Raw genomic sequence first — 11777 nt, forward strand, 5'->3', positions numbered from 1 at the left:
TGAAGCGGTGCGCGCGGGCTAGGAGCGATAAGTAATCGCAGGTGGAAGGGGGTGCCCGGGTGGTTACGAGGACGACAGGGGGATGGCGCGAACGTGTGGTTCCGAAAATCGGATGCGGCGGCTTCCGGGCGTGTCCTACCCTCGTGAGCGTGATGCAGCAACTGCTGTTCCTCTGAGGAACGACGCCTCCACCGGTACCGCGAGCCGCGGTACCGGAGTTCGTTCTTCCTGCTCATCACCTTCACCGGAGGCAGTTCCTTCATGCATTCCCCTCTTTCGCCCGCGCCTGTGCGCGCGGCGCACGTCCGCCTGTCCGGCGTCCACCTCTCCTTCGGGGGACGGCCCGTGCTCTCCGGCGTCGATCTCGTCGCCGCGGCCGGGGACCGGGTCGCCATCGTCGGGGAGAACGGTCGCGGCAAGACCACGCTTCTCCGGGTACTCGCCGGTGATCTGCCCGCCGATCGCGGCGAGGTGCACCGCTCGGGTTCGGCCGGGGTCGCCGACCAGCAGATCCCGCTCGGCGCGAGCGACACCGTCGGCGCGTTGATCGACCTCGAACTGGCCGCCGTCCGCGAGGCGCTGGCTCGCCTCGAAGCCGCCAGCGAGGCACTCAGCGACGGCCGCCCGGGTGCGGACGAAGTTTTCGCCGCCGCGCTGGAACAGGCCGAAGTCCTCGACGCGTGGGACGCCGACCGGCGCGTCGAGGTTTCCTTGGCGGCCTTGAACGCCGTCGACGACCGTGACCGTCCACTCGGGACACTCTCGGTCGGGCAGCGCCACCGGGTCCGGCTGGCGTGCCTGCTCGGCGCCGGGCATCCGGTCCTGCTGCTCGACGAGCCGACGAACCATCTCGACGCGGCGGGCCTCGAACACCTCACCGAGCGGTTGCGCGCGCATCCGGGTGTGGTCGTCCTGGTGAGCCATGACCGGGCGTTGCTCGCCGACGTCGCCACCACGGTGATCGACCTCGATCCGTCGAGCGACGGCAGGCCGCGTGTCTACGGCGGCGGGTACGCGGGTTTCGTCGAGGCGCGCCAGGCCGAACGTGCCCGCTGGGAATCCGAGCACGCCGAGCAGATCGCCGAGCGGCAACGGCTGGCCGACGACCTGTCCGCCGCCCGGAACCGGTTGCGTGACAACTGGCGGCCGCCCAAGGGCACCGGCAGGCATGTCCGCGCCACCCGGGCGCCCGGACTGGTGCGCGCGGTCCACCGGCGGCAGGAAGAACTGGCCGGGCACGTGGTGGCCGTCCCGCCGCCGCCCGCCCGGTTCGCCATGCCCGGCCTGCCGTCGCACGGAGGCGCGGTCCTGCTCCGTGCCGCCGGGGTGACGGTGGCCGGGCGGCTCGCGCGTCCGGTCGACGTGGCGCTGGAAAGCGGCGACCGGCTGGTGGTCACCGGCCGCAACGGAGCGGGCAAGTCGACGCTCCTGAGCGTGCTGGCCGGGGAACTGGAGCCGGACACGGGCACGGTCACGCGCTCCCGGTCGGCACGGATCGGTCGGCTGGGACAGGAATCCGATCTACCGGGCACGCGGACGGCGATGGAGCTGTTCGACGAACGGCTCGCCAGGTCGGGGATCTCCGGTCCGGGGCTGGGCGAGCTGGGACTGCTCGCCGGTTACGACCGGCACCGGCCGGTGGCGGAACTGTCGGTCGGCGCCCGGCGGCGGCTGGACCTGGCGCTCGTGCTGGCCGTCCGCCCGCACGTCGTACTGCTGGACGAACCGACCAACCACCTGTCCGCCGCGCTCGTCGACGAGCTGACCGCCGCGCTCGGGACGACCCCGGCGGCGGTGGTGATCGCGACGCACGACCGGCAGCTCTCGCGGGACACGGCGTCCTGGCCGAGGCTCGCGTTGTGAGCCGTCAGCCGCGGTGGGCGAGGGTGTAGCGCACGGTCTGCGCCAGTACCACGCTCCCGTCGGGCTCGCGGAGCGGTTCGAGCTCCGCGAGCACGGCCCGGCGTACGGCGTCGAGACGGTCTTCCGGGATCAGCTCCCAGAACATCCGCTGGCCGTGCGACCAGGACCAGGTGATCCAGTGCCCGGGGTCGGCGAACTTCACCGGGTAGACGCGTTCCACGGACGTGACACCGGTGAAGCCCGCCGACTCCACGGCCTGGCCGAAACTTTCGAGGGTGGCGAACAGACCCGCCCTGATGGCCAGCGTCCAGGCCAGCTCCGGCGATACGAACGGTGTGAACACCTCGCGTACGGCGGCCCATCGAGGATCGTCGGCGCCGAACGTGGTCACGCCCAGCCGGCCACCCGGCGCGAGAAGACGATGCCAAGAGCGCAGCCCGGCGACCGGATCGGGCAGGAAGAAGACCACGAACGACGCGAGGACCACGTCGAAGGCGGCGTCGGGCAGCGTCGGTTCTTCGGCGTCCATAAGGGAAACCGACGCGTTGACGCCGCGAGCCTCGACGTCCTTCGCGGTGCGCTCGACCATCTCCGCGGAAAGGTCGATCCCCAGCACCGATCCGCCAGCGCCGACCCGCTCGGCCGCCGGGAACAGCACCGCGCCCCGCCCGCAGCCGACGTCCAGCACCCGCTCACCGGGGACGAGCGCGACCCGGTCGAGCAGTTCCCCGGCGAACGTGCCGAAGAAGTCGACGCCGAGAGCGTCGTACGTCTCCGCCGTCCGGTCGAACAGCCGCGCCATCGCCTGCCGGGTGTAAGCGCTCATGCGCAGGACGATGGCCCGGCGAAAACGCTGTTGTCAAACGGAGGGCCGGGATTTGTCACGCGGCCTTGAACGGGGATGCCCGGAATTCGGTCCGGAGTGCCAATTTCCTCTGGCGCCCGGCCGGGCGATGTTGCGAAAGCCACTTTCGCAACCTTCAACGTTGCGAAAGTGGCTTTCGCAACACGCCCGCTCGCTGGCCGGCACATGAAGGCCCCCTCCTGTACCGGGCGCAAGGAAGGGAGCCTCCATCAACTTCAGGAGGGAAAGGCGAGTTACGCCTTCAAACACGCGAGTTACGTCTCTGATCACACGAGTCACGCCCATGGGGAGGCTCACGAAAAGGCGCGGGAAACCTGCGAAAGCACGATGAGCCCGCACACCACCAGGTTCTTGTACTTGTGCTCCACCACGATGGCGACGAATTCGCGGATGGTGGCGCTCGGCCAGAAGTACCACGCCGTCGGCGACCCGATGACCTGGCCGTTCACCTTGGCGCGGCGGGCGATGAGCGCGGCGCGGAGCACGTGGAAGTTGTTCGTGACGACCGTGCAGCGATAGTCCGCCTTCCGCTGCCGCATGATCTCGGCGCTGAAGGTGAGGTTCTCGAAGGTCGTCCGCGACCGGTCCTCCAGCAGGATCCGCTCCCTCGGGACGCCGTTCTCGACCAGATGCCCGGCCATGGCGTGCGACTCGGGCAGGTCCTCGTCGGGCCCCTGCCCGCCCGAGGTGACCACCATCGGTTCCCCGCCGCGGCCGGCTTCGGCGTCGAGCACGCGCCGGGCGCGGTTCAGCCGTCCGGCCAGCAGCGGCGGGACCCGGTGACCGTCCAGCAGTCCCGAACCCAGCACCACCACGAAATCCACGCCCTTCTCGGTGCGGATGCGGCCGTAGACGATCGAGTACAGGAGGAAACAGACGAACAGGAACGAGAAGTAGACGACGAGCCCGTTGAGGATCCCCCGCACGATGTCGAGGGGTTCCCAGGCCAGCCGGGTGACCGTCGCGTTGAAGACGATCAGCGCGCAGATGCCGATCCCGGTCAGCAGCGAAAGGACGTTGGCCAGCCTGCGTCCCTCCCGGCGGAGCATGGTGATCCCGTTGCAGATCAGGAAGACCGTCAGCGCGAGGACCGTCGGGATGATCAGCAGGATCACACCGACCGCGACGAAACCCGCCGCCTCGGGAGACACCGAAGCGAGCAGCGCGATGAACGTCACGCCGAGGAAAAGGAGCGCGAAGAAGAGGTAGAAGCCGTTCCGCAACCTGCGCCGGTCGCGCAGGAAGCTCACCAGGAACGCCGCGCAGCACAGGGCCGCGACGGCGAAGGGGATGGCAGCGGCCTCCACGAGAAACTCCAGCCTTGGGACGGATGCGGGCACGCGGCGGCATTCAAACACACGACGGAGCCGCCGAAGGCACCTCCCGTTGGTGTGTCGCCTTTACCGACCCGACTGAGTCAACGCGCGCGCTGCACCGGCCGCTCGTCCCACACCGGTTCCGTCGTTTCCCGCACCTGCCCGTCCGAGCCGAACACGAGGTACCGATCGAAGGAGCGCGCGAACCACCGGTCGTGCGTCACCGCGACAGTGGTGCCTTCGTACGCCTCCAGCGCCTGTTGCAGCGCCTCCGCCGAAGCGAGGTCGAGGTTGTCGGTCGGTTCGTCGAGCAGCAGGATGGTGGCGCCGCCGATCTCCAGCAGCAGGATCTGGAACCGTGCCTGCTGGCCGCCGGACAGCTTCTCGAACCGCTGGTCGCCCTGCCCGTCGAGTTCGTAGCGGCGCAGGATGTTCATCGCGGGCCCGCGGCTTCGCGCGTAGCCGGTCCAGAGGATGTCGACGAGCGTCTGCCCGAGCAGTTCGGGATGGGCGTGCGTCTGCGCGAAATGACCGGGGACGACACGGGCGCCGAGCTTCCACAGTCCGTCGTGCGCGACGTCCTCACCGGCCAGCAGCCGCAGGAAATGCGATTTGCCGGAGCCGTTCGAGCCGAGCACCGCGACGCGTTCGCCGTAGAAGACCTCCAGATCGAAGGGTTTCATCAGGCCGGTGAGTTCGAGCCCTTCGCAGGTGACGGCGCGAACGCCGGTCCGCCCGCCGCGCAGGCGCATGGTGATCTTCTGTTCGCGCGGGGGAGCGGCGGGCGCTCCGGCCTCCTCGAATTTGCGCAGCCGCGTCTGCGCGGCGTGGTAGCGCGAGGCCATCTCGTCGCTGCGCGCGGCGTACTGGCGCATGTCGGCGACGAGTTTCTTGAGCTGGGCGTGCTTTTCGTCCCAGCGGCGGCGGAGCTCCTCGAACCGTTCGAACCGTTCCGCCCGCGCCTGGTGATAGGTGTCGAAGCCGCCGCCGTGCACCCAGACGTCGCCGCCGGCGGGCCCGGGTTCGACGCTGATGATCTTCTTCGCGGCTCGGGCCAGCAGTTCCCTGTCGTGCGAAACGAACAGCACGGTCTTCTGGGTCTCACGCAGCCGTTCTTCCAGCCATTGCTTGCCGGGGACGTCGAGGTAGTTGTCCGGCTCGTCGAGCAGGAGGACGCCGGATCCGCCGAGGAGCAGCGCCTCCAGCACCAGCCGTTTCTGTTCGCCGCCGGACAGCGTGCGCACCTCGCGCCAGCGCGCCTTCTCGTACGGCATGTTGAGCGCCGCCGTCGTGCACTTGTCCCACACGACTTCGGCTTCGTAGCCGCGGGCGTCGCCCCAGTCGCCGAGCGCCTGTGCGTACGCCATCTGGTTCGCTTCGTCGTCGCGTTCCATCAAGGCCAGCTCGGTCTCGTCGACGGCACGGGCGGCGGCGCGGAGCGCGTCCGGCGACACCGAGACGAGCAGGTCCCGCACGGTCCGTTCGTCGCGTACCGACCCGACGAACTGGGGCATCACCCCGAGCCCGCCGCTGATGGTCACCGAGCCCTCGCTGGGGGAGAGTTCCCCCGAGATCAGCCGCAGCAAGGTCGTCTTGCCCGCCCCGTTGGCGCCGACGAGCGCGCAGACGCTGCCCTCCCCGACCCGGAACGAGACATCGTCGAGAAGCAGCCGCCCGTCGGGCAGGTGGTACTCGACGTGCGCGACTTCCACGTGACCCATCCGGACAGACTGCCCGCGCGCTCGGGAATCACGCAACGCAATATCTCCGGTAGTGTCGGTGACGTGGAGCGAACCTACTTCGGCGTGCGGCTCAAGCTGATGCTTGCGCTGTTCCTGCCCGAGTTGTTCGTCGTGCTCCCGGTCGTCGGCGGGATCAACCCGCTGAGCCTTGCCACCGCGCTGACGGCGTCGGTGGCGGTCGCCAACCCGCTCGGGCTGGCCGCCGCCCTGACCGCGTCCCTCGCCGCCGTCCTGCTCGCGCTCGCGGCGCATTTCCGCCTGGAACCGGCGGCCGCCGCGATGCGGGTGCGCGCCATCAGCCTGCGCGAACGCGCACAGCTGTTCCTGAGCCTGCGCGATCCCGACGCGCGTGGCCGCGTCCGGCCAAGGGCTCCGTCACAGGGCATCGCGACTGCCTGACCTTTCCTCGTTCGAAGGGGAGGCAGTCACTCCTGCCCGCCTACCTTCGACCGACGGAGTGACCTGGTCATGTTCGATGTCTTCCTGTACCCCGTTTCCGCCATCCTCTGGTTCTGGCACAAGGTTTTCGGTGCCGTGTCGAGCCCCGACTCGGGCGTCGCCTGGGTCTTGTCCATCGTGTTCCTCGTCTTCACGCTGCGCCTCCTGCTGGTCAAACCCGCGCTCAGCGCGTTGCGCGCGGGCCGCCGCATGCAGGCGCTCGCGCCGCAGCTGCAGCGGATCAAGGAGAAGTACGGCAAGGATCGCCAGAGGATGGCGAAAGAGATCCAAAAACTGCATGCCGAAAGCGGCTCCAGCCCGCTGGGCGGCTGTCTCCCGGCGCTGATCCAGCTCCCGGTGTTCCTGTCGCTGTACTGGGTTCTGCGCGATTTCACCCCGGGCGCCGTCTCGAACCACGTCTTCGACCAGGCCGGTGTGCGGTCGTTCCTGAACGCCGACCTGTTCGGCGCGAAGCTCGGCAACTGGCTTTCGCAACCCGCGGCGGAACTGGCCGCGTTCGGCACGGACCACGTCCACATGATCGCCGTCGGGGTGCCGCTGATGCTGATCGCGAGCCTGGCCACGTTCTTCTCGATGCGGTCGGGACTCGCGCGGCAGACCGCTCCGGAGACGGCCGGGATCACCAAACTGATGATGTACCTGGCGCCGGCCGGGATGCTGGTCTCGGGATCGTTCTTCCCGGTGCCGATCGGGGTGCTGCTGTACTTCCTGGCCACCAACGTCTGGACGCTGGGGCAGCAGCATTTCCTCACCAAGGTCGTCGACCGGGAGGAGGCTAACCGCTGACCGACCGACGAGCCGCGACCGAGTACCGGACAGCCTTCCGAAGCCCCGGCAGGACGGTGTCGACGTGCGCCGAGAGCGCCTTGATCGCGTTCCGGTGCGCACGGTTCTCCTTGGCACTGAACACCGTGTGGACGTCGCCCTCGGCGGAGAGCACGGCGAGCACGGCGTCTTCGATCGGGGCGGCGGCGGGATCGCGACCGCTCAGCACCACGTCGCGGACCCGTTCGCGGAGCGCGTCTGCCTGCGGAGGATCCGCCAGGGTGATGTCACGGACCGGGAAGATGCCCATCGCCCGGTGCTTGCCGACGGTGATCGTCCCGGCCGCCGCGAGCTGATCTCGGACGATGTCCTCGGCCTTGTGCCAATCGCGGTCGACGACGGTGATCCACCGCCGCGGTTTCGCCCCGGGGGCGTCTTCCAGCACCTTGGCGAGGAAGGGGTCTCCCGGGGCCGGCCTCGCCGCGGCCGTGCGCTCGGCCCTTCCGTCGCGATCGGTGAGGAGACCGGCGAGGATCAGTTCGGCCACCGCGGCCGCGCGCAGGAGCGAACCCCGCACGACGGCACTGGCGGGGTCGAGCCTGTTCCTCTCGGTGTCGTAGCCGAGCAGGTACATCCGTTGCGGCAGAGTCATCTCGTCCTCCCTCGGGACCTGTCCCGTCGGAAAGCCTTACCCTCTGCCAGATGAAAAGCCAGACGACAGCGCGCATTCGAGTGACCATGGCGCTCGCCGTCGGTTGCCTGCTCGCAGGCTGCGGTTCGAATCCGACGCCACCCGCGCCCGCACCGCCGCCCCCGTCGCCGACCGGCCCGGATCCCGCGTTGGTCTCCTGGGCGGGCGGATACTGCGGCGCGGTCAAGGACATGCGGTTCATCGTCTACACCATGGCCAAGGGGTACGACATCAAGTCCGAGGCGGATCTGCCCAAGGCGGCGGACTCGCTGAAGAAGCTGGACACCGCGCTGACCACGGCGATATCGGGGCTGGAGAAGCTCCCGCAGGTCGCTCCGCCCGCTCAGGACGCCAACCGGCTCGCCTCGGGCGAGTTGGAGTTCTACCGGAAGCTCCACGGGGACGTGACCAAGTCCCGCACCTTGCTGTCGCGAGGCGGGGTCGAATTCGCCAAGGCGTCCCTCGACGTTGTCGGGATCGACCTGGCCGAACATGCACCCGGGATCAAGATCAGTGACGTGCCAGGCCTCGATAAGGCGATGAAAGCCGACAAGACCTGCGAACTTGTCGGCTAGATCACGCGAACCAGGCCGAGGAACTGTTCGGTACCGGCGTGTCGGGCAAAGCCCGATGGGGAATCATCGCGCTCGCCCGGGAACTGTTCCCGGGCGGGTGGGTGTTCCCGGCGCCGTCCGGCGCCGGGAACGCGTTCGCAGATGACGCCCGGTGAGTGACGCGGAGTCCTCGGCCAGTGCGGCTGGCGCGCCCTCGAACACCACCGTCCCGCCGTCGGCGCCCGCGCCCGGCCCGATGTCGATGACGTGGTCGGCGTGCGCGATCACCCGCTGGTCGTGTTCGATCAGGACGAGCGTCGCCCCGCCGTCGACGAGTTCGTCGAAGAGGGCGAGCAGCCGGTCGACGTCGCTGCCGTGCAGTCCGGCCGTGGGCTCGTCGAGAATCAGGCGCAGTTCGTGCGCGGGCCCGGCGTCGGCGAGGTGCCGGGCCAGCAACAACCGTTGCCTTTCGCCGCCCGACAACGTGTCGAGACTTTGCCCGATGGTCAGGTAGCCGAGCCCCACCCGGTCCAGCCAGCGCGACCGCTGCCCGATGGGAGACCGCTCGCCGAACAGCGCGGCGGCGTCCGCCGGGTTCATCGCCAGCACGTCGGCGATGGTCCGGCCGTGCAGGCGCGCGGCGAGCGCGTCCGGGTTGAACCTGGTGCCACCACAGGCATCGCAAGCGGTCTGGACGTCGTCGAGGAAGGCCAGGTCGGTGATGATGACCCCCTTCCCTTTGCAGACAGGGCAGGCTCCGCGGCCGTTGGCGCTGAACAACGACGGGTGTTTCCCCGTGGCCTTCCCGAAGGTCTCGCGGATGGGCTCGGCGATACCGAGCACCGTGGCGGGCGTGGACCGGATGCCACCGCGCAGCGGGGCCTGTTCGACGACGACGAAATCGGGATGCCGCCGGGGGAGTTCGCCGGTGATCAAGGTGCTCTTGCCGGAGCCGGCCACACCCGAAACGACGGTCAGGACACCGAGCGGCACATCGACGGTGACGTCACGGAGGTTGTGGCTGCGGGCGCCGGAAATCGTCACGACGCCCCGCGGGACGCGGATCCGCTCCCGGAAGCGAAGCGGGGCACCGAGTAGCCGTCCGGTCTCGGTGCCTGCCGTGACGAGTTCGGCGGGGCCGCCCTCGAACTGGATACGTCCGCCGCCGTCGCCTCCGGCTGGCCCGAGGTCGATGACGTGGTCGGCGGCCGCGATGACCGCGGGATGGTGCTCGACCACGAGGATCGTGTTGTGCGCGTCGCGGAGCCTGGCCAGCAGTTCGAGAAGCCGGTGCACGTCGTGCGGATGCAGGCCGGTGCTGGGCTCGTCGAACACGTAGCAGACATCGCTGAGCGCGCTCCCGAGATGGCGGACGATCTTGACGCGCTGGGCTTCGCCGCCGGACAGCGTCCTCGACTCCCTGGACAGGCTGAGGTAGCCGAGACCGACGGAGTCCAGCGCGTCGAGCCGTTCACGGATCGCCTGGGTCAGCGGAGCCACCGACGGATCGCGCACGGCCGAGACGACGTCACGCAGCTCGCCGACCGGTATGGCGGACCAGTCCGCGATGGACCGCCCGTCGATCAGGCTTCCGCGCGCGGCCTCGGAGAGGCGGGTTCCCCCGCACTCCGGGCAGACACCGCGGGTGACGACTCCGGCGAGGCCTTCCTGTTCCTCGGCCGTGAGCCGCGACGGCGTCTTGCGCAGGTACGAGTCCCGCAGGCGCGGGACGATGCCGTCGAAGAGGCCGTGCTTGGGGTAGTCGGGGCCGGGGTCGTCGAGGGGGAGTGCTTCGGCGTGCAGCAGGGTTTCGACCTTCACCGGCGGCAACTGTCCCAAGGGGACATCGGGGTCGACGAGTCCGGAATGGACGAGCCGTTTCCAGCGGTAGGTCCCGGGGGCGAACGTCGGGAACCGCACGGCGCCTTCGCGCAGGCTTCGCGAGTGGTCGAGCAGCCGGTCGAGGTCGATGTCGTCGACCGTGCCGAGCCCTTCGCAGCGCGGGCACATCCCGGCCGGATCGTTGAACGAGTAGGCGGGCGAGAACCCGGCGCCCGGCTTTCCGAGGCGGGAGAACAGCAGGCGCAGCAACGGCGCGATGTCGCTCGCCGTGCCCACGGTGGACCGCGCGTTGCCGGTGAACCGCCGCTGATCGACGATCGTGGTGAAGACCAGCCCGTCGATCCGGTCGACGTCGGCGGGCGGATGCTGGGGGAGCCGGTTCCGGACGAAGGCGGGATAGGAGCCGGTGACCAGCCGCTCGGCTTCGGCCGCGATGGTGTCGAACGCGAGCGACGACTTCCCGGAGCCCGACACGCCGGTGAACACCGTCAGCCGGTGCTTCGGCACCCGCACCGAGACGTCGCGGAGGTTGTGCGTTCGGGCTCCTTCCACGGTGATCCAGCGGCCTCGGTCAGCTTGAACTTTCGCCATGAACCGAGGCTACGATGAGATGTGGCCGGATTACGGCCACAACTATCGGGAGGCGTCGTGACGGCACCACGGGAACGGATGCTGCGGCTGCTGTCACTCCTGCAATCCGGCCGAGCCTGGCCCGCCGCCGAACTCGCGACCGCCATGGAAGTCCCGCCGCGCACCCTGCGCCGGGACATCGACCACCTTCGCGGTCTGGGCTATCCCGTGGAGAGCAGCCGCGGTCCGGGAGGCAACTACCGCCTGGTCGCGGGTACCGCGCTGCCGCCGCTCATGCTGGAACACGACGAGGCGATCGCCACCGTGCTCGGCCTGCGGCTCGCCGCGGCGGGCGGAACCGGCGTGGACCTGACCGCCGAATCGGCCGACCGCGCCGCCGCGAAACTCCGGCGCGTCCTTCCGGCGGCACTGCGACGGCGGACCGACGAAATGCTCGCCGCGGTCGAGTTCGGGACCGGTGAACAGCCGCGGGTCACCCAAGCCGTCCTGAACGTCCTGGCCGCGGCGATCGCGGCCCGGCGGTGCCTCGAATTCGCGTACACGGGCAAGGACGGCCCGTCGTCACGGACGGTCGAGCCGATGCGGCTCGTCCAGCTCGGCAGGCGGTGGTACCTCTACGCCTGGGACCTCGGCAGACGGGATTGGCGGAGCTTCCGGCTCGACCGGATCGGCGCGCCGTCGATGACCGAGGTGGCGTTCGAGCCCCGTGCGCTCCCCGTCGACGATGTCGCGGCTCATCTCCAGGAACGCTTCCAGAGCCCGAAATCCCTCCGGATCACGCTGACCCTGGAGGTCGGCGCGGAGGAGGCCGCTGCCCGGCTTCACCGGGTCGACGGGAGTTTCGAGGCCCTCGGTGAGGACAGGTGCCGGTACGTCGCGTACGTCGATTCCTTCGAGTGGCTGGCGGTCGTCCTGACGCTCACCGACATCGGGTTCACGGTGGAGGAACCGGCGGAATTCGGCGAGTACCTCGCGCGGACGGGGGAGCGGCTGATACGGGGCGCCACCCGCCTCGTGTGGGGGGTGGGCGGGTGTTTCCTGGCGGGGGACCGGACGGTGGGGGGGGCGCGGCTGCCGCCGGGGCCCGCA

At 69.7% G+C, this 11777-nt stretch carries 10 protein-coding genes; 5 read left to right on the top strand and 5 right to left on the bottom strand.

Going from position 1 to position 11777, the window contains the following annotated elements; all coding sequences use genetic code 11:
* Window positions 1–261: 261 nt before the first annotated feature.
* Window positions 262–1863: an ABC-F family ATP-binding cassette domain-containing protein gene (locus ACFWIW_RS27255; protein ID WP_378371080.1), complete on the top strand. Its 1602-nt coding sequence runs from the start codon at window positions 262–264 to the stop codon at window positions 1861–1863.
* 4 nt (window positions 1864–1867) lie between these two features.
* Here ACFWIW_RS27255 and ACFWIW_RS27260 read toward each other — a convergent pair whose 3' ends face one another.
* The 3 genes from ACFWIW_RS27260 to ACFWIW_RS27270 all read right to left on the bottom strand — a co-directional run bounded on the left by ACFWIW_RS27260 (window position 1868) and on the right by ACFWIW_RS27270 (window position 5765).
* Window positions 1868–2689, bottom strand: a complete 822-nt coding sequence (locus tag ACFWIW_RS27260; RefSeq protein WP_378371081.1) for a class I SAM-dependent methyltransferase — start codon at window positions 2687–2689, stop codon at window positions 1868–1870.
* Window positions 2690–3021: 332 nt separating this feature from the next.
* Window positions 3022–4035 carry a YdcF family protein gene (locus ACFWIW_RS27265; protein WP_378371082.1) on the bottom strand — a complete coding sequence of 338 codons (1014 nt, stop codon included), beginning with the start codon at window positions 4033–4035 and terminating at the stop codon, window positions 3022–3024.
* 110 nt (window positions 4036–4145) lie between these two features.
* Window positions 4146–5765: an ABC-F family ATP-binding cassette domain-containing protein gene (locus tag ACFWIW_RS27270; protein ID WP_378371083.1), complete on the bottom strand. Its 1620-nt coding sequence runs from the start codon at window positions 5763–5765 to the stop codon at window positions 4146–4148.
* A gap of 63 nt (window positions 5766–5828) precedes the next feature.
* On the opposite strand from ACFWIW_RS27270, the gene ACFWIW_RS27275 reads away from it, so the two are divergent.
* On the top strand, window positions 5829–6185 hold the full coding sequence (locus ACFWIW_RS27275; protein ID WP_378371084.1) for a DUF6412 domain-containing protein: 357 nt from the start codon (window positions 5829–5831) through the stop codon (window positions 6183–6185).
* Between the two features lie 69 nt (window positions 6186–6254).
* Window positions 6255–7031, top strand: a complete 777-nt coding sequence (yidC, locus tag ACFWIW_RS27280; RefSeq protein ID WP_378371085.1) for a membrane protein insertase YidC — start codon at window positions 6255–6257, stop codon at window positions 7029–7031.
* On the opposite strand, the gene ACFWIW_RS27285 is transcribed toward yidC, so the two are convergent.
* The gene (locus ACFWIW_RS27285) at window positions 7021–7662 is read right to left on the bottom strand and encodes a GPP34 family phosphoprotein (RefSeq protein WP_378371086.1); all 642 of its coding nucleotides are present in this window, start codon (window positions 7660–7662) and stop codon (window positions 7021–7023) included. The genes yidC and ACFWIW_RS27285 overlap by 11 nt on opposite strands.
* A 50-nt stretch (window positions 7663–7712) precedes the next feature.
* Between ACFWIW_RS27285 and ACFWIW_RS27290 the strand changes: the two genes are divergently transcribed.
* Entirely contained in the window at window positions 7713–8276 is a 564-nt protein-coding gene (locus ACFWIW_RS27290; protein ID WP_378371087.1) for a hypothetical protein, read from the top strand.
* Window positions 8277–8339: 63 nt separating this feature from the next.
* On the opposite strand, the gene ACFWIW_RS27295 is transcribed toward ACFWIW_RS27290, so the two are convergent.
* Window positions 8340–10688, bottom strand: a complete 2349-nt coding sequence (locus tag ACFWIW_RS27295) for an excinuclease ABC subunit UvrA (RefSeq protein ID WP_378371088.1) — start codon at window positions 10686–10688, stop codon at window positions 8340–8342.
* 57 nt (window positions 10689–10745) lie between these two features.
* On the opposite strand from ACFWIW_RS27295, the gene ACFWIW_RS27300 reads away from it, so the two are divergent.
* Window positions 10746–11777, top strand: a 1032-nt coding sequence (locus ACFWIW_RS27300) for a helix-turn-helix transcriptional regulator (RefSeq protein WP_378371089.1), incomplete at its 3' end; no start/stop codon positions are given.

This window comes from Amycolatopsis sp. NPDC058340 (assembly GCF_042723975.1).
Taxonomy (GTDB): domain Bacteria; phylum Actinomycetota; class Actinomycetes; order Mycobacteriales; family Pseudonocardiaceae; genus Amycolatopsis.

Bases quoted from the DNA above. Each gene is read 5' to 3' on its own strand.
- ACFWIW_RS27290 (WP_378371087.1), top strand. From the start codon at position 7,713: ATGAAAAGCCAGACGACAGCGCGCATTCGAGTGACCATGGCGCTCGCC.
- ACFWIW_RS27285 (WP_378371086.1), bottom strand. From the start codon at position 7,662: ATGACTCTGCCGCAACGGATGTACCTGCTCGGCTACGACACCGAGAGG.
- yidC (WP_378371085.1), top strand. From the start codon at position 6,255: ATGTTCGATGTCTTCCTGTACCCCGTTTCCGCCATCCTCTGGTTCTGG.
- ACFWIW_RS27255 (WP_378371080.1), top strand. From the start codon at position 262: ATGCATTCCCCTCTTTCGCCCGCGCCTGTGCGCGCGGCGCACGTCCGC.
- ACFWIW_RS27295 (WP_378371088.1), bottom strand. From the start codon at position 10,688: ATGGCGAAAGTTCAAGCTGACCGAGGCCGCTGGATCACCGTGGAAGGA.
- ACFWIW_RS27270 (WP_378371083.1), bottom strand. From the start codon at position 5,765: ATGGGTCACGTGGAAGTCGCGCACGTCGAGTACCACCTGCCCGACGGG.
- ACFWIW_RS27260 (WP_378371081.1), bottom strand. From the start codon at position 2,689: ATGAGCGCTTACACCCGGCAGGCGATGGCGCGGCTGTTCGACCGGACG.